Source organism: Methylomonas rosea (assembly GCF_024505055.1).
Lineage (GTDB): Bacteria > Pseudomonadota > Gammaproteobacteria > Methylococcales > Methylomonadaceae > Methylomonas > Methylomonas rosea.
In genome coordinates this window covers 20005-36682 of record NZ_JANIBL010000029.1, presented here as the reverse complement: position 1 = coordinate 36682, position 16678 = coordinate 20005, and the positions used below count along the sequence as shown (strand labels likewise).

General features: G+C 52.5%; 11 protein-coding genes. All 11 read left to right on the top strand.

The window, feature by feature from the left end; all coding sequences use genetic code 11:
- The 11 genes from tssF (at position 1) to NP589_RS10680 (ending at position 16675) form a co-directional block, all read left to right on the top strand.
- Positions 1 to 1887, top strand: a complete 1887-nt coding sequence (gene tssF, locus NP589_RS10730; RefSeq protein WP_256606974.1) for a type VI secretion system baseplate subunit TssF — start codon at positions 1 to 3, stop codon at positions 1885 to 1887.
- A complete protein-coding gene (gene tssG / locus NP589_RS10725) occupies positions 1869 to 2924 on the top strand; it encodes a type VI secretion system baseplate subunit TssG (protein ID WP_256606973.1) in 1056 nt (351 codons plus the stop codon). The genes tssF and tssG overlap by 19 nt, the downstream gene beginning before the upstream one ends.
- 33 nt (positions 2925 to 2957) lie before the next feature.
- Positions 2958 to 5654, top strand: a complete 2697-nt coding sequence (gene tssH / locus NP589_RS10720) for a type VI secretion system ATPase TssH (RefSeq protein WP_256606972.1) — start codon at positions 2958 to 2960, stop codon at positions 5652 to 5654.
- Positions 5655 to 5742: 88 nt separating this feature from the next.
- Positions 5743 to 6537: a hypothetical protein gene (locus tag NP589_RS10715; protein ID WP_256606971.1), complete on the top strand. Its 795-nt coding sequence runs from the start codon at positions 5743 to 5745 to the stop codon at positions 6535 to 6537.
- 381 nt (positions 6538 to 6918) lie between these two features.
- Entirely contained in the window at positions 6919 to 7893 is a 975-nt protein-coding gene (locus NP589_RS10710) for a hypothetical protein (protein WP_256606970.1), read from the top strand.
- 506 nt (positions 7894 to 8399) lie between these two features.
- Positions 8400 to 8582, top strand: a complete 183-nt coding sequence (locus NP589_RS10705) for a hypothetical protein (RefSeq protein WP_256606969.1) — start codon at positions 8400 to 8402, stop codon at positions 8580 to 8582.
- 280 nt (positions 8583 to 8862) lie between these two features.
- Positions 8863 to 9171 (top strand): hypothetical protein, encoded by a 309-nt coding sequence (locus tag NP589_RS10700; RefSeq protein WP_256606968.1) that lies wholly within the window; start codon positions 8863 to 8865, stop codon positions 9169 to 9171.
- A 52-nt stretch (positions 9172 to 9223) separates the two neighbouring features.
- On the top strand, positions 9224 to 9835 hold the full coding sequence (locus NP589_RS10695; RefSeq protein WP_256606967.1) for a DUF6931 family protein: 612 nt from the start codon (positions 9224 to 9226) through the stop codon (positions 9833 to 9835).
- A 10-nt stretch (positions 9836 to 9845) separates the two neighbouring features.
- Positions 9846 to 10139: a PAAR domain-containing protein gene (locus tag NP589_RS10690; RefSeq protein WP_036279913.1), complete on the top strand. Its 294-nt coding sequence runs from the start codon at positions 9846 to 9848 to the stop codon at positions 10137 to 10139.
- Between the two features lie 46 nt (positions 10140 to 10185).
- Positions 10186 to 12138 carry a type VI secretion system Vgr family protein gene (locus NP589_RS10685; protein ID WP_256606966.1) on the top strand — a complete coding sequence of 651 codons (1953 nt, stop codon included), beginning with the start codon at positions 10186 to 10188 and terminating at the stop codon, positions 12136 to 12138.
- A gap of 151 nt (positions 12139 to 12289) precedes the next feature.
- Positions 12290 to 16675, top strand: a complete 4386-nt coding sequence (locus NP589_RS10680; protein ID WP_256606965.1) for an RHS repeat-associated core domain-containing protein — start codon at positions 12290 to 12292, stop codon at positions 16673 to 16675.
- The last annotated feature ends 3 nt before the right edge of the window (positions 16676 to 16678 follow it).

Sequence of the window (16678 nt, the reverse complement as noted above, 5' to 3'; positions counted from 1 at the left end):
ATGGATCCCCGGCTGCTCAAATACTATAACCGCGAATTGCAATACGTCCGTGAGGTGGGCGCGGAGTTTGCCGCCGAATTTCCGAAAATAGCCAATCGCTTAGGATTGGATACGTTCGAATGTTCCGACCCCTATGTAGAGCGCCTATTCGAAGGCTTTGCCTTTATGGCGGCTCGGGTTCAATTGAAAGTCGATTCCGAATTCCCCAACTTTACTCAGCAATTATTGCAGATTGTCTATCCGCACTATCTGTCTGCGACACCATCAATGACCGTGGTGGAGTTAAAACCGGATTTTGCCGAAGCGGCTCTGGCTGACGGGGTAACGATAGCCAAAGATACGGTGTTGCGTAGTCAGATTGCCAGAGGCGAACAAACCGCCTGCGAGTACCGTACTGCGCAAGCCTTACAACTATTGCCGTTGCAGATTGGTCAGATTGAATATCTACCGAGTCTGGCCGCCGTTTCCAGTCGTGGCCTGACGGCTAAACATTTTCGCGGGCCGGTGAAGGCTGCGCTGCGCATCGTCCTGAACTGTGTGGGAGGCTTGAAGTTTAATGAAATCGCTTTGGGCCGGCTGCCGCTATTTCTGCGTGGCGTAGGCAATATCCCGTATCGCTTGTATGAACAAATGCTGGCGAATACAACCGGCATCGTCGGTAGCTTCAATAACGGTGTCTCGACCGAAATTCGTGCGCTGCCCGGTGGGACAATCCGCGGTTTGGGGTTCGAGCCGGATGAGGCCTTACTGAAACAGACACCGCGCTCGTTCGACGGATATCGAATATTGCAGGAATATTTCGCTTTCCCGGATCGCTACCTGTTTGTCGAGCTCGGCGGACTGGAAGAGCTAGCGTCCACCTGCGACAGCGAACAGCTTGAATTATTCGTGCTGTTTGATCGCAGCGAACCGCAATTGATCAATGTACTGGATCAGAATAATTTGGCTTTGTTCTGTGTGCCGGCCATCAACTTGTTTCCCAAGCGCGCTGATCGGATCCATATCGACCAGCGCCAATCGGAATATCACATCGTGGTGGATCGTAGCCGGCCGATGGATTATGAAATCCATAGCGTCAATGAAGCCGTCGGATTCGGTGCCGACCAAGGCAACGAGCAAACCTTTCTACCCTTTTACGGCTCCAAAGCGTCCTATCAGCACGCCGGTGAGACCGCGTTTTTCAGCTTACGGCGCGTGAATCGGGTGCTGTCGTCTAATCAACGTCGTAAAGGGGTACGTTCCAGTTATATCGGCAGCGAGGTTTTCATTTCATTGGTCGATGCGGCGCAGGCGCCGTATTCCAGCAAATTGGCGCAATTGGGCCTGGATACACTATGTACCAACCGCGATCTACCGCTGGTGATGCCGGTGGGCCAGGGCGAAACTGATTTTACCTTGCAGGTGAGTGCGCCAGTAAAATCCGTACGCTGCATCGCTGGCCCAACTCGGCCGCTGCCGGCAGCTTATGAGGCGGATACCGTCTGGCGTTTAATCAATCATTTGTCACTGAACTATCTTTCGTTGCTGGATACCGATGCGAAGACAGGTGCGGCGGCATTACGGGAGTTGTTGGGGCTGTATGCCGATCAACGCGAACCGGCCATCAAGAAACAGATCGAGGGCGTCATTTCCGTGGCTTCGAAAAATGTGGTCAGACGCATTGATGCCAAGGGACCCATGGTGTTCGGGCGCGGTTTGGAAATTACCGTCACGTTGGACGAGTCGGCGTTTGAAGGCGGCGGTTATTTTCTGCTGGCAACGGTATTGGAGCGCTTTTTCGCGCGCTACGTATCAATTAATTCTTTCGTAGAAACCGTCATACGTACTACTGATCGCGGTGAGGTGGCGCGTTGGCCTGTGAGGATGGGATGTCGGCACACGATCTGATCAGCGACTTGACGAAAGATGCCTCGCGCTTCGATTTTTTCGAGGCGGTGCGCTTGATCGAATGCATGAACAGCGACAAGCCGCGCTTCGGCACCAGCGTAAAAGCTGTTGATGACGCGGTGCGTTTTTCCCAGGAGCCGGAACTGGAATTTCCTGCAACCGCAGTTGATCATTATTCTCCAAGCGAAGCTGGGTCAGGCAAACCGAGATTGGCAGTCAATTTTATGGGCTTGTTCGGTCCCAATGGTCCACTGCCGCTGCATTTGACCGAATATGCCCGGGAACGGCAGCGTCACCACCACGATCCGACTTTCGCTCGTTTCGCCGATGTATTTCATCATCGGATGATCAGTTTGTTTTACCGGGCCTGGGCCAACGCCCGTCCGGAAGTGCATTACGACCGGCCGGAAACCGACCGCTTCGGTTTTTATGTTGGCGCCATGCTCGGTATTTCCGGTAAGCCGTTTCAGCATCGGGACGCATTGACGGATCGGGGCAAGTTGTTTTATGCCGGGCATTTTGCCGCGCAGACCAAACATCCCGAAGGCTTACAAGCCATTGTGTCGGATATTTTCAAAGTGCCGGTGCGCGTTGCTGAATTTGTTGGCGAGTGGATGGACATTCAGCCCCGCGAGCAAAGCCGTTTGGGCTGGGGCCCCGACACCTGTTCTCTGGGAAGCTCGGTGGTAATCGGTGCCAGTGTATGGGGTTGCCAACATAAATTTCGCGTCGTTCTCGGGCCATTACGTCTCGGCCTCTATCTGGCATTGCTGCCGGGCGGAGCGTTGTTGCCTAAACTGGTGGCTATCGTCCGCAATTATGTCGGTGATGAACTGGTCTGGGATGCGCAATTAATCCTGGAAAAAGCCGAAGTACCCGAAGAGCTGACCTTAGGTATACCTGAAACGACCGCCGCGAGTAGCATGAATGGCAATGCCCAATTGGGTTGGAGTACTTGGCTGGGGCCGCGCCGCGATAAAGGCGATGCCGATGATTTAACGCTTAATCCGTTCATACAGGCTGCTGGCGCCTGCTGAACCACACTTAAACTTTAGCGAGGAATAAACACCATGGCGGAAATTAGCCGAGTCAAGTTGTTTGGGAAGTTGAATAGGGTTTGTTACAAAGCTGTCGAGGGAGCGACGGTGTTTTGCAAACTTCGAGGCAACCCCTATGTCGAGCTGGTGCATTGGTTGAGTCAGCTACTGCAACTGCAGGACTCGGATTTGCACAGATTGGTCAAGCATTATGGCTTGGATGCTTCGGTGATTGCCAAGGACGTGACTACGGCCCTGGACCGATTGCCGCGCGGTTCCACCGCTATTTCCGATTTTTCGCCGCATATCGAGGATAGCGTCGAACGCGGCTGGGTATTTGGCACGCTGATGTTTGGCGAGGCCCAGGTACGCAGCGGTCATTTGTTGGTCGGCATGTTGAAAACCAAATCCTTGCGCAACGAGTTGCTGGGCATCTCCAAAGAGTTCGATAAACTCAAACCGGATACCGTTTCCGACGAGTTACCAAAGATTGTCTCCGGGTCGCCCGAAGACGGCTTAGTCGCCAATGACGGTTCCTTGGTCGGTGCCACACCCGGCGAAGCCAGCGGTGCCATTGCGCCGGCCGCGATGGGCAAGCAGGAAGCGCTGAAACAATTTACCGTTGATCTCACGGAACAGGCGCGTAACGGTAAAATCGATCCTATCGTCGGTCGCGAGGAGGAAATTCGGCAAGTCATTGATATTTTGATGCGCCGCCGGCAGAACAACCCGATTCTCACTGGCGAGGCCGGCGTCGGCAAAACTGCGGTAGTCGAGGGTTTTGCATTGAAAATCGTCGCCGGCGACGTACCGCCGTCATTACGCGATGTGAGCTTGCGGACTTTGGACGTTGGTTTGTTACAGGCCGGTGCCAGTATGAAGGGCGAATTCGAAAATCGCCTGAGGCAAGTCATTGAAGAAGTGCAAGCCTCGCCCAAACCGATCATCCTGTTTATCGATGAAGCGCACACTCTGGTGGGCGCGGGTGGCGCGGCCGGCACCGGCGATGCCGCCAATTTATTAAAACCGGCGCTGGCGCGGGGTCAACTGCGTACCGTCGCAGCCACCACCTGGGCGGAATATAAAAAACATATCGAAAAAGACCCTGCGTTGACTCGTCGTTTTCAGGTAGTGCAAGTGTTGGAGCCTAGCGAGGCGAAAGCAATTGGCATGATGCGCGGCGTGGTCTCGGTGCAGGAGAAACATCATCAGGTGTTGATTCTGGATGAAGCGCTGGAAGCAGCCGTCAAACTATCTCACCGCTATATCCCAGCCCGGCAATTACCGGACAAGGCGGTCAGCTTGTTGGATACCGCCTGTGCCCGAGTCGGTATCAGTCAACACGCGGTGCCAGCCGAAGTGGACGATTGTCGTAAACGCATCGAAGCTTTGGAAACCGAGTTGGCGATCATCGGCCGGGAAAAAGCGGTGGGCGTTGAAGTAACTGCGCGGGAACAAGTGGCGAACGAAAAATTGGCAGCCGAACAGGAACGTCTAGCCGGTTTGGAAGAACGTTGGAACGCCGAGAAAGAATTGGTTGGCAAAATTTTGGAATTGCGCGGCAAGCTCAGATCGGCAGGACATGCAGTTGATGCAGCAGAACCGGTGGAAGGCGATGCTGGTAGCGAGGCCAATGATCGCGACGCCTGGTTAACCGAGTTGAAAGCCTTGCAGGCTCAACTCCACGAACAACAAGGCGAGTCGCCGTTAATCCTGCCTACCGTCGATCAACAGGCTGTGGGAGCTGTCGTTCAAGATTGGACCGGCATCCCGGTCGGTCGCATGGTCAAAAACGAAATTGAGACTGTGTTGAAACTGCCGGATCTTCTGGAACAGCGCATCATCGGCCAACGCCACGCACTGGAGATGATCGCCAAGCGCATCCAAACTTCCCGCGCCGGGCTGGACAACCCGAACAAACCCATCGGCGTATTCATGCTGGCCGGTACTTCAGGTGTGGGTAAAACCGAAACCGCGCTGGCACTAGCCGAAACACTGTACGGCGGTGAACAAAACGTCATCACCATCAACATGAGCGAATACCAGGAAGCGCATACCGTTTCCACCTTGAAAGGCGCACCTCCGGGTTATGTCGGGTACGGCGAAGGCGGGGTGTTGACCGAAGCGGTGCGCCGCCGCCCTTATAGCGTGGTATTGCTGGACGAAGTAGAGAAAGCCCATCCGGACGTGCATGAGATTTTCTTCCAAGTGTTTGATAAAGGCTGGATGGAAGATGGCGAAGGCAGGGTGATCGATTTCAAAAATACCTTAATTTTGCTGACCACCAACGCGGGTACCGACCTGATCGCCAGTTTGTGCAAAGACCCGGATTTGATGCCGGAGCCGGAAGGCATTGCCAAGGCTTTGCGGGAGCCCTTGTTAAAAGTGTTCCCGCCTGCGTTGCTGGGCCGCTTGGTGGTGATTCCGTACTACCCGCTCAACGACGAAATGATAGGCGCAATCGCCCGTTTACAATTGGGCCGGATCAAAAAGCGCGTCGAAGAATCGCACAAAGTGCCATTCAGTTATGACGACGACGTGATCAAGTTGATCGCCAGCCGTTGTACTGAATTGGAAAGTGGCGGCCGGATGATAGACGCGATCTTGACCAATACGGTTTTGCCGAAGATCAGCGAGGAGTTTTTGACGCGGATGATGGAAGGTACACCGATCAGTCGGGTGTATGTCAAGGTCGAGGCTGGGGAGTTTGGATATGAGTTTGAGATTTAATAAAGATTTATGGCATCAGGATTTTATATGATTCATTCTGAAGATGTTCTTAGTGTAGAAGAATTATCTTTAAGGCTCGGAGGTGGCTATGCCAAAGATTAAAAGTATAACGAAAGATAATGCTGTACTTGTCGATGTAAATCCAGGTGGGTTATTGCCGGATAATAAAACGGCGCTTTGCAAAGTATCTGATGTTCGGTTTGAATTGACTTTCTTGCTGGAGGGGCAGTCTACTCCTGTGAAGCTCAAAGCCACCGTGTCTCATAAAAAACATCTTGCCTCTTCATACAAAGATATTGGAGATTATTCACCGACATCAGCAAAGGAGTCGAATGACAATACGCTCTGTAACTTAAGTTTGAGTGAATTTAAAGCCGCTTTCGATGAGTTTGGTAATAAGTTAATTGAAAAGTTTACTGGGCTTGATACGGATAGTCTCAATCCTGAAATAGTTCTTGGTAAGGTTGAAACTTCTTACAAATTGGCTTTTATGACAAACAATGATCAATTTGGCAAGCACTTCCATTGCTTCCCTACTATTAATATACCATCCCCGCGTGCTTTTAATTTGACTGGGCGACAGCTAATGGATTTTGTTGAGATTATGCGTTTTCTATTTAATAAGGGTATCGATAAAAAAGAAAGGCCCCAAACGCTTATTAACATTCACAACAACATGAAAATAAAGTATTCCTTATACCGATTACAGCCATGGTTCTTGGAGCTAGTAGAATTTGATGATCGAAACGCATTGGATGAATATCTTGGCGGTGACGAAAAAAAACTGGGGCCAAAGGGCAAAGACTTAGAAGAACAACTAAACAAGATGCTTAAGGAAGAACGCGAAATGAAAAGGTTGGCCGCGATTGCGAAGAAAGTTTAATTTATGAGAGCCGAAGGTCCGAATAGTGAAACGTATTCGGACGAATTTAAAGTCTTCATGCCTCCGAATACGATAACGCTATTCGAAGATACGCGGCCTGTTTGTACTTTAAGTATGTTGGAGTTTCAAACCAGCATCGGCTGAGGTGGATAACAACAAAGCCATTTTGCGACCCTTATCACCTGCAGTTGTATCGGATTGGAAAGCTGTGGTTGCACGATCACTGCCCCTTCAACTAATGCCTTGCTGCAGGGGGTTAGTGGGAAGTTTTTAACATGGCCGGGAAAAGATCGGACATTGGCGTTAGCTGATGGAGAGTTAATTGATATGTTTCAAATAAAAATAAATTATTCAGTTTAATAACTTAAAAGGATAAGCGTTATGCCAATACATCCAACCAAATTATTGAAAACTTTAGCGCTATTTGACTCACCCTTAAGGGATAATGCCCAGGCTAATATTAACCCAGCTATTTTTCCTTGGGTTAAAAAATTATGGTTTGCCATGTATGTATTGACGCAATATGGGCGTTTATCTTATTTCTGCGACAAAAACAAACCTGGTGATATCAATATGGGGACCCTAAGGACATATGATATAAGCCAAGTGAAAACTTTAGTGACTACAGCTTGGGTTCAGGTAGTTGAACAGGTAATCAGCAGCAAGATCATCCCAGTCAGCCAAACATTCGATCCTATCAGTGAAGATTCCCAAGCCCTAGTTTCATCTAAAAACCATAAACAGGCATTTCATAAATTCAAGGTTGCTTTCCGTTCTGATACACGCCCGCCCAGCGATATTACCGCATCCGGCATGCAAGCGTTGTATCAGCTACCCAAAGACAAGTTGAATCAAATTATGCTGGCGTTGCCAAATTTCGACGAATATATTGCCGATACTCCTGTTACACAAGGTATGTGTATTAATAAACAAAACCAAGATTTTTTTAACGAGACAGGTGTGTGTGTTTCAAGGACGCTTCAAGGCGCAACAAAGTTTCCGACGCCAGGAGATCCAAGGGTCAGCTATATCTATGCAGTCGGGGTTGACAACTGTTTAGACACCGAAGCGTATCAACGGCTTAAAGGAGGTACAGCCCCATGGAGGCCAGGGGAAAAAGCAGTCAAAATCATCCCTCCGTCAAAAATACTGGCCCACACCTCATTCATCCATTCCGACTATAACGAGGGGGCGGATGGCCGGGACCAAATGTGGTTTAAATACACCATAACAGCCCCCTGGACTTATACACAGCATATTACGAGTGATCAGAAATCTTATATATCAGGGGAGTTGGATGGCAAAATCAATGTAAAACAGACTTATTTAAGGGGGGAGGACTTTGTCGTGCTATGAGCGCCCATGTTATTTGGTTCAGGCCGGCCGCTTGTCGCTAACATAGGCAGGTAATTTACTTCAATCTTGAGATGACAGGGTATGTCTTGAATTCCTAAATTGCAAATAAGCTTTAGATTGTAAAAGAATACTGGGGGTTGGGTTTAGCCCCTGCGAAAATACCCTGGCCCGGTTCTGCAACACTTTTCCAGGGCCGTAGGTCCGAATAATTAAACGTATTCGGACGAATTTAAAGTCATTATTTCCCCGAATATGCTAACGCTATTCGGAACTGCGCGGGCTGTTGCTAAGGTAAACGCAGAAAATTTTTGTCGAAGCCGTCGATGTCTGGAACTGCTATTAAATCTATTGGGCGGAGTCAGCAAAAAGCGTGCGCCAAATTTCTAGGAATTAAACTTACTTTTTGGGAACAAACGGGATATTTGGATGAATGGCAACAAGAAGTTTATCTTTGACAATTTAAAAATACGGGGGTATTTCACAATGAATACTCTCTGTAAATAAATATGACACAATTAAATTCGGTCAATGATTTGCGGGAATATATCAAAAGTCTAGGTGAATTTCGGGCCAGGCCTATTGTTGCCGAACAGCATCCGACTTTGTATTTGGATCATAATCAAGGAGCTATGATTAAAGGCATACGAGAAAAAGATTATCTTTTTTCGCCCTGCAAAAACTGGGTGTAACCTCATGAGCAAATGGGGCTTTCATTTTCGGCTGGTTGGAATCATTTAAAGGATCAGATTAAATTAAAGCGTAAATGGAATAAAGATAAGTCGATTGATATTAACCGGTTGCTGGCGAGTTTTGAATTGCCGGCTGGGTTACAGTTTGTGCAAGATACTCGGGATAATCAGCACTATTTGCTAACAGTCTCCGAGCGCATGACCATCAATGCCTTGGTGGCAAATTATTGATGATTGCCGATAGAATGGCAGTATATCCGCATGTGGAAAGGTTCTTGAAATGATTGCTTACAAGTATCCTGAGGATGAAGAAATACTCGTGCACTACGCTCGTAAACTAAAAGCGAATGACATCATCGAGATTATTGACAATGGATACGTCAAAAACGCCAACGGGGCTAAACTGCTAACGGCGTTTTTCTGGCAGATGGTCGACGAGTCGGTTAAAGATGCGGAGCAGGGCTTAGATGCAGCTGGTCACCGCGATCTTCAAGCCTATGATGAGTACATCATGAATACATTAAGATCCTATCTGATTAACGCCGGATATGAAAAGGAATGGAATGACGATGATGAGCCTGGGCAGTGAGAGAATCGGCATAATAAGCGAACGGTTTTTCGATTTATATTTGATAAGGTGAATGGAAAGTGGGGAATACATGGCTGGCGCGGCATCTTTAACAAAAGTATCAGTTCCTAAAGCTTCGGCGATTTGCCGGGATATTCAACTGGATCAGCAGGCAGTTGCAGGTCTGGTTGCCGACCCTGCTCCGATTGATTTTTTGAATACGCTGCTCGAGCAGAAACTTTATCCCGATGCAGTGCGGTTTTTGGCCAGAGCGTTACCCAAGCGCGAAGCGACCTGGTGGGCCTGTCTTTCCGCGCGTAGCGTGGTGAGTCCGCAAACTGCCCCCGAAGTCGTTAAAGCCCTTGATGCCGCGGAGTTGTGGGTATTTAAGCCAACCGAGCCGAATCGGCGGGCTGCCAACGCTGCCGCGCACAGTGCGTCGTTCGAAAATCCTGCCGCATGGGCAGCCATGGCTGCGTTTTGGAGCGACGGCAGCATGGCGCCGGAAGACGCGCCATCGGTGCCGCCCGCCGATAATCTGACCGCCAAGGCGGTGGCCGGTGCGGTAATGTTGGCCGCGGTATTGACTCAGCCGGAAAAAGCTTATGAGAAATACCAGTTTTTTATAGAGCAGGCTATTGATATTGCCAATGGCGGTAACGGCCGTATTTGGCAGGCTGCTTAAGGAGATTGCGATGGGACAGCCAGCCGCACGTTTAACCGATATGCATGTTTGCCCTATGTTTACAGGGCCTGTGCCGCATGTTGGCGGCCCGATAAGCGGCCCAGGCGCGCCGACCGTCATGATCGGCAATATGCCTGCGGCGCGCGCTACGGATATGTTGGTCTGTGTTGGGCCGCCGGATACCATCGCGAAAGGCTCGGCAACGGTTTTGATAGCCAATATGCCGGCTGCCAGAATGGGCGACATGTGCGCCCATGGCGGCACCATTGTTCTCGGTTACCCTACGGTACTGATCGGTGGCTGACGCCGGTTGTATCAAAAAATTATCGTTTTAGCGTTAGGATTTCACCATGCCACTTTCTCAAGATCATCGTGCCGCTTCGGTGGTTACAGCCGCTGGTGCGGATACATTTGTGCTGTATCGGATGACCGGTAGGGAGCAACTGAGCAGTTTGTTCGAGTACGAATTGGAATTGCTAAGCGAGGACGGCGATATTGATCTGCAAACCGTATTGGGCACCAGTATTACCGTCAAATTGCAACTTGATAACGGCGCGCTACGCCCGTTCAACGGTATTGTCACCCAGATTAATCAATTCGGTATGCTCGGCGATCTGTATTTCTACCGGGCTATCGTGCATCCGAAAGTATGGCTACTGACGCAAGCCAGTAACTGCAAAGTGTGGTCACCGGCGCCGGCAACCAAAAATGTACCGGACATGGTCAAGGCCGTTCTCGCCGAGCATGGTTATACCGACGTGACGACAAAATTTTCCACGACTTATCAGCCCCGCGATTTTTGTGTGCAATACCGGGAAACCGACTTCAATTTCATTAGCCGGCTGCTCGAAGAAGAAGGCATTTACTATTACTTTACGCATACCGATAGCATTCATTCACTGGTTTTATGCGATGACATCACGCAGTTGACGGCCGCATCACCGGCCACGGTTAAATACTACCCCGGTGCAAATCAGGATAATCGCGATGAAGAACATTTTTACGAATGGCGGCTTGGGCGGCAAATCCGTTCCGGCAGTTACCGCTTAAAGGATTTCGATTTCGAGGCAACGACCGCGCCTTTGGATAAAGTCACCGATATTACCGGTCAACATGCTCAGTCCAGTAAAGCAGTCTACGACTATCCGGGGGAATTCAAAGTAGATAGCGAGGGCGAGCGTTATTCGCGTCTGCGTATGGAAGAGCTGCGCGCCGAGCACGAGCAAACTGTAGCCATCGGCACGGTACGTACGCTGGCAGTGGGGCAAAAATTTACCCTGTCGCAATTCCCGCGCGCTGATCAAAACCGCGAATACCTGACGGTATCGACCCAATTCCAGATTCAAAATAATGATTATGGTATTGCCGAAGCGGGCGGCATGGACGAGTTTCAATGTACCTATTCCGTTATCAGTACCGAATACGCCTATCGCCCGCCTCGCCGCACTCGTGTGCCGATAGTGCAGGGGGTACAAACCGCCATAGTCGTGGGGGCGAGTGGCGACGAAATTCTTACCGATCAATATGGGCGGGTTAAAGTCCAGTTTCATTGGGATCGGCTAGGCACAAAAAATGAAAACAGTTCCTTTTGGGTACGGGTTGCGCAGATTTGGGCCGGCAATAATTGGGGTTCGATGTTTATTCCGCGCGTCGGGCAGGAAGTGATTGTGGATTTTCTGGAAGGCAATCCGGATAACCCCATCATCACCGGGCGGGTCTATAACGCCCAACAAATGCCCCCCTATGCTTTGGATGCCAACAAAACCCAAAGCGGCATCAAAACCCGCAGCACTCCCAACGGCTCTGCCGAAAACTTTAACGAAATTCGTTTCGAAGACAAGAAAGATAGCGAAGAGCTATACATGCACGCCGAGAAAAACTTTACGCGTATCGTGGAAAACAACGACGTGCAGAAAATCGGTTTCGAGAAAAAAGATGCCGGCGACCAAACCGTGGACATCTACAATCACCGTACTATCACGCTGGACCAAGGCAACGACAAATTGACGGTCAAGACCGGCAATCACACCGTTGAGATCGATAAAGGTAACGACAGTCTGACGGTCAGTCAGGGGAACCGGACCATCAAGGTCAATGCCGGCAGCATTTCCGAGGAAGCCGGGCAGTCTATAGAACTGAAAGTCGGCTCCAACAGCATCAAAATCGACCAAAGCGGCGTTACGATCAAAGGCATGACCGTTAAAATCCAGGCGGATACTCAGGCCGAATTGAAGGGCTTACAAACCACGGTCAGTGGCGATGGTATGTTGACCCTCAAAGGCGGGATGGTCATGATCAACTGATGGTCATTTTGCCGTCGCCCGGAACAATCAGGATTGAGTAAGGATTATGTCGAAATACTACAGGGATAAGCAGCGCCGGGCAGGCGTCAAGCTGGGTCGCGGCGCCTACTCGTTTATAGCCCCCAAAACGCTTGCCAGGATGGTGGCGTAGATGGCCGGTTGGCGAGATTCCAGGCCAGCGGGCTCTGAGATCAGGCCGCGCAAGATCGACACCGGCACGACGATTCGCGACTCTTCGCCGCGACCGGCACCGATAGGTGTATTGCCCGGTCAACCGGCCAAGGCGGCCCCACGCATAACATCGGCACGCAGTGGTTTGGCGATATTGAAGCCCGGCTCGCAAGGTGCCGAGGTCAGACAACTGCAAGTTTTGCTAAACGCCTGCCTTAGTCCGTCGCCAGACTTGGTCTTAGATGGTCAGTTTGGCCAGGCTACTGCTAACGCGGTACGCCAGTATCAACAAGGTGTCGGTATTAACCCCGACGGCATCGTTGGTAAAGACACCTGGTTTTATCTGCTGAAACGCGATCAAGCTAAATTCGCGCCGGCGATGTTGCCGCTCGCCAGTGCGAGTGGCGCTGCGACTCCTTCTGCTAGCCCTGCGCCTAAACCCCCTGTTCTCATGCCGGTTGAAACGGTTGGGGATTGGACGTTGGAACGCAAATTCGCAGAAGCCCTGCGCCGCACCGCACCGAAACTGCCTGGCAGCATGCGCCGCGAGTTTGAGGCGCTACTCAGTCCGGAAAGTCTGGCCATGATCGCCGCCACCCTAGTGATTTGGGCTGGCGCCCATGTGTTTGGGGTTGGCGAAATCGTCGACATCCTGATGCTGGTCGGCGGCATTCTGATGTTCGGACTGGCGGTATTCGGTGTCGCCCGCGATCTGGGCGAATTTTTGGCGATCACGGCCACCGCCAGTAATGAACAAGATCTCGACGAAGCCGCTACACACCTAGCGGACGCCATCGCGGTGATCGGCGTCGCGGCGTTCGTCGCGCTGCTGGCGAAAGTACGCTCGCTACGCGGGAAAAAGGGCTTGGCCCGCGCTGAATCGGGAGCCGCCTCGGAAGCAGTAACGCCGTCGCAAGCAACCGGCAAATCGTCATCCGCTAAAGCGCCGGCACGTGCGGGTGCGGCAGCGGAGGGGGAAACCGCGGGCGGGGCCTCCGCCTCTAAACAAACCGCATGTCCGGGTAAGGATTGCAAAACCGCCGGTGAGCCGATCAGCATGCTCACCGGCGAGGAAATGCTGGAAAAGATCGACTTTACTTGGGATGGCCCATTGCCCTTGGCTTGGCGGCGTTATTACCGTAGCAGCCAATCCGATGTCGATCATCAATTGGGCTACGGCTGGCTGACGCCTTTAGACGAGTGGCTGGAAGTCGGCGAGCGCGTGACGTTCTGCAATGCCGATGGTCAGCGTATCGATTTGCCGCTGCCCAAGCCCGGAGCCTATAGCATTAATCTACCGGAACAGGTTCGCTTGTACCGGGAAAATGGCCAATTTCGGCTTATTGAGCAAAGCGGGTTGGCGAAAACCTTCACCGGTCGAACTGGCCGCTGTCCGCTGCGGGCCTGGCACAACAGCCAGGGCCAAAGCCTGTATTTTCACCGCGATGCCAATGGCGATGTCGAGCGCATCTCCGCCAGCTGGAACAAGCATCTGCTCGTGGAACGCCAGGGCCGGCACATCGTCGCGATTCGTCCCGGCAAGCGTAGCGGAAGCGGATTCGAGGCGGCCGGCGAGCCGTTGGTGAACTATCTGTATAGCGACGCAGGTGATTTGATCGGCGCTCGCGACCGGCTCGATCAAGGCGAAAACTACGCCTATCGCAACCATGCTATCGCCCGCCGCACCCTGCCCAGTGGCTTTAACTTTTACTTCGAATGGGATCAAGATACGCCCCAAGGTAAATGTCTGCACAACTGGGGCGATAACGGCGTTTACGATTACCGCTTCGAATGGTTGCCGGACGGCGTCAGCCACGCCATCGATTCGCGCGGCGGCATTGCGATTTATCGGCACAATCCGCAAGGTCTGTTAATCTCGGAGCGCAGCCCGGAAGGCCGGGAAACCCGCCACAGCTACAACGCCGACAATCAACTGGCGCAAACCGTGGCGCCGGACGGCGGTATCACCCGCTTTAGTTACGATAAAGAAGGCCGCTTAATCGGCGTGTCCGATGCGCTGGGTTTTAGTCAACGCATCAAATACGACAAACAAGGCAACCCGGTCGAACTGATCGATGCCTTGGATCAGCGTTGGCTGCGCCGCTACGATGCCGGCGGCCGGCTGGAAGAAACCGTCGCCGCCAACGGCGCGGTCACCCAATACCAATACAACGCTCAAGGCGTGCCGGTGCGCATCACCGATGCGCTGGGCCGGACCCGCTCGCTGTTGTGGGACGAGCAGTTGCGCTTAGTCGGCGAAAGCGGCTTCGACGGCATCAAGACCCGCTACCAATACGACGATGATGATCGTATCGTCGCCATCGTCGATCAAGATAAACGCACTACCCGTTACGGCTACGATGCCGCAGGCCGGGTCACGGCGGTGCAACACTCGGACGGCAGCACCGTGCAATTGCGCTACAACGCCGCCGGCCTACTGACCCATTACATCGACGGCCTGGGCAACACTACCGAATACCGCTACGACGACGGTCTATCCCAACCCACCGCCCGCATTGATCCGCTGGGCCATGAAATGCGTTATCGCTACGACAGCGAACGCAATCTGATCGGTCTGATCAATCCGAAAGGCGAAACTTACAGCCTTAACTACGACCGCGACGAAAATCTGATCGAAGAAATCGGCTTCGACGGCCGTATCCAGCGCTACCGCTACAACGCCGCCGGCGTGCTGGAAGCCTACTTGCAACCCGCTGCCGACGGCGATTGGAATGTCACCCGCTTCGAACGCGACCGTCTCGGCCGGCTGCTGAAAAAACACGCCGCCGACGGCAGCCTGAGCCAATACGGCTACGATCCGCTGGGCCGCTTGCAACTGGCGAAAAATGCCGACAGCTTGGTCCTGCTCGGCTACAATGCACTGGGGCAGATCAATCAGGAAAGCCAGAACGGCGCCATCGTCCGCCACAAATACGATCTGTTGGGCCGGCGCATCCTCACCGAAACCCCGGACCGGCACCGCATCGACTACCGTTTCGGCGAGCGCTACCTGGACAGCATCGAATTCGACGGCCAAACCCTCACCAGCCACCGCTACGACGAACTGGGCCGGGAAATCGGCCGTAGCCAGGGGCAACTGAACACCGACTACGAGTACGATCCGCTGGGGCGCTTGTTGCGGCAACGCACCGTCAATCGCGATGGCGAGCGTACCGTGTTGGGCCGCCAATACAGCTACGATGCGGCCGGCAAACTGCGCGAACTGGACGACCTGCGCCAGGGCCGCAGCCAATACCACTACGATCCCGCTGCCCGGCTGATCCGCAGCGAAGGCCTCAGCCCGGAAAGCTTCGTCCACGATCCGGCCGGCAACCTGTTGGGCGCCAGCGCGGAAGGCGGCCGAATCGAAGGCGACCGCTTGTTGATGATGGGTGACCGCCACTATGCCTACGACGCCGCCGGCAACCTGATCGAAGAAAAACGCGGCAAGGCCGGCCAAATCGTCACTCGCTACCACTATGACGCCGACAACCGCCTGATCCGCGCCGAAACGCCGCAAGGGACCAGCGAATACCGCTACGACGCCCTGGGCCGGCGCATCGCCAAGCACACCGCGCAAGGCGAAACCCGATTTCAATACGACGGCCCGCGCCTGCTGGCGGAAACCGATAGCCAGCGCAGCCGCACCTACCTATTCGAACCCGGCAGCTTCCGGCCCTTGGCGCTATACGAACAGGACAACACCCAAGCCGGCGGAAACACCTACCACTACCACCTGGATCATCTCGGCACCCCCAGGGAATTGACCGACAGCCAAGGCCAGATCGTCTGGTCCGCCCGCTACCGCGCCTATGGTAATTTGGCCGTGGCCGACGTCGAAGCCATCGACAACCCGCTACGCTTTCAAGGCCAGTACTTCGACGTGGAAACCGGTTTGCATTACAACCTGAACCGGTATTACGATCCGAATGCCGGGAGGTTTATTCATCAGGATCCGATTGGGTTGGAAGGGGGGGCTAACGTTTATCGGTATGCCCAAAATCCGGTGAACTGGATTGATCCTTTGGGTCTGACTGGAAAGGATTGTGGGGCGAAAAGAGGTCCAAAAACCGATCCAAATGCACCTCACAATGCCAAAATTCGAGCTGAAGCAACTCGACTTCAAGACGAGGGGAATACAATTCTTTCAGGTGGAGGCGGTAAAGAAGAGTTAATTGCAACCCCCGGTGGTAGTAAGTCTGGGAGGCGTCCAGATATTTTGTACAGGACTCCTGAGGGGGAAATACGTGCTACAAACGTCGGTAGAACTAAAGCTGATGGTAGCCCTGTTTCTCGGGAGATAGACGCGATGAAAGATTTGACCGATAAAGCAGGGATTCCAACCAATTTTGTTTCATACGATTAGGTG

Excerpts from the sequence above, each read along its gene's own strand:
- NP589_RS10680 (WP_256606965.1), top strand. The coding sequence starts at position 12,290 with ATGGCCGGTTGGCGAGATTCCAGGCCAGCGGGCTCTGAGATCAGGCCG.
- NP589_RS10705 (WP_256606969.1), top strand. The coding sequence starts at position 8,400 with ATGACACAATTAAATTCGGTCAATGATTTGCGGGAATATATCAAAAGT.
- NP589_RS10715 (WP_256606971.1), top strand. The coding sequence starts at position 5,743 with ATGCCAAAGATTAAAAGTATAACGAAAGATAATGCTGTACTTGTCGAT.
- NP589_RS10710 (WP_256606970.1), top strand. The coding sequence starts at position 6,919 with ATGCCAATACATCCAACCAAATTATTGAAAACTTTAGCGCTATTTGAC.
- NP589_RS10700 (WP_256606968.1), top strand. The coding sequence starts at position 8,863 with ATGATTGCTTACAAGTATCCTGAGGATGAAGAAATACTCGTGCACTAC.
- NP589_RS10690 (WP_036279913.1), top strand. The coding sequence starts at position 9,846 with ATGGGACAGCCAGCCGCACGTTTAACCGATATGCATGTTTGCCCTATG.
- NP589_RS10685 (WP_256606966.1), top strand. The coding sequence starts at position 10,186 with ATGCCACTTTCTCAAGATCATCGTGCCGCTTCGGTGGTTACAGCCGCT.
- NP589_RS10695 (WP_256606967.1), top strand. The coding sequence starts at position 9,224 with ATGGAAAGTGGGGAATACATGGCTGGCGCGGCATCTTTAACAAAAGTA.
- tssF (WP_256606974.1), top strand. The coding sequence starts at position 1 with ATGGATCCCCGGCTGCTCAAATACTATAACCGCGAATTGCAATACGTC.
- tssH (WP_256606972.1), top strand. The coding sequence starts at position 2,958 with ATGGCGGAAATTAGCCGAGTCAAGTTGTTTGGGAAGTTGAATAGGGTT.
- tssG (WP_256606973.1), top strand. The coding sequence starts at position 1,869 with ATGTCGGCACACGATCTGATCAGCGACTTGACGAAAGATGCCTCGCGC.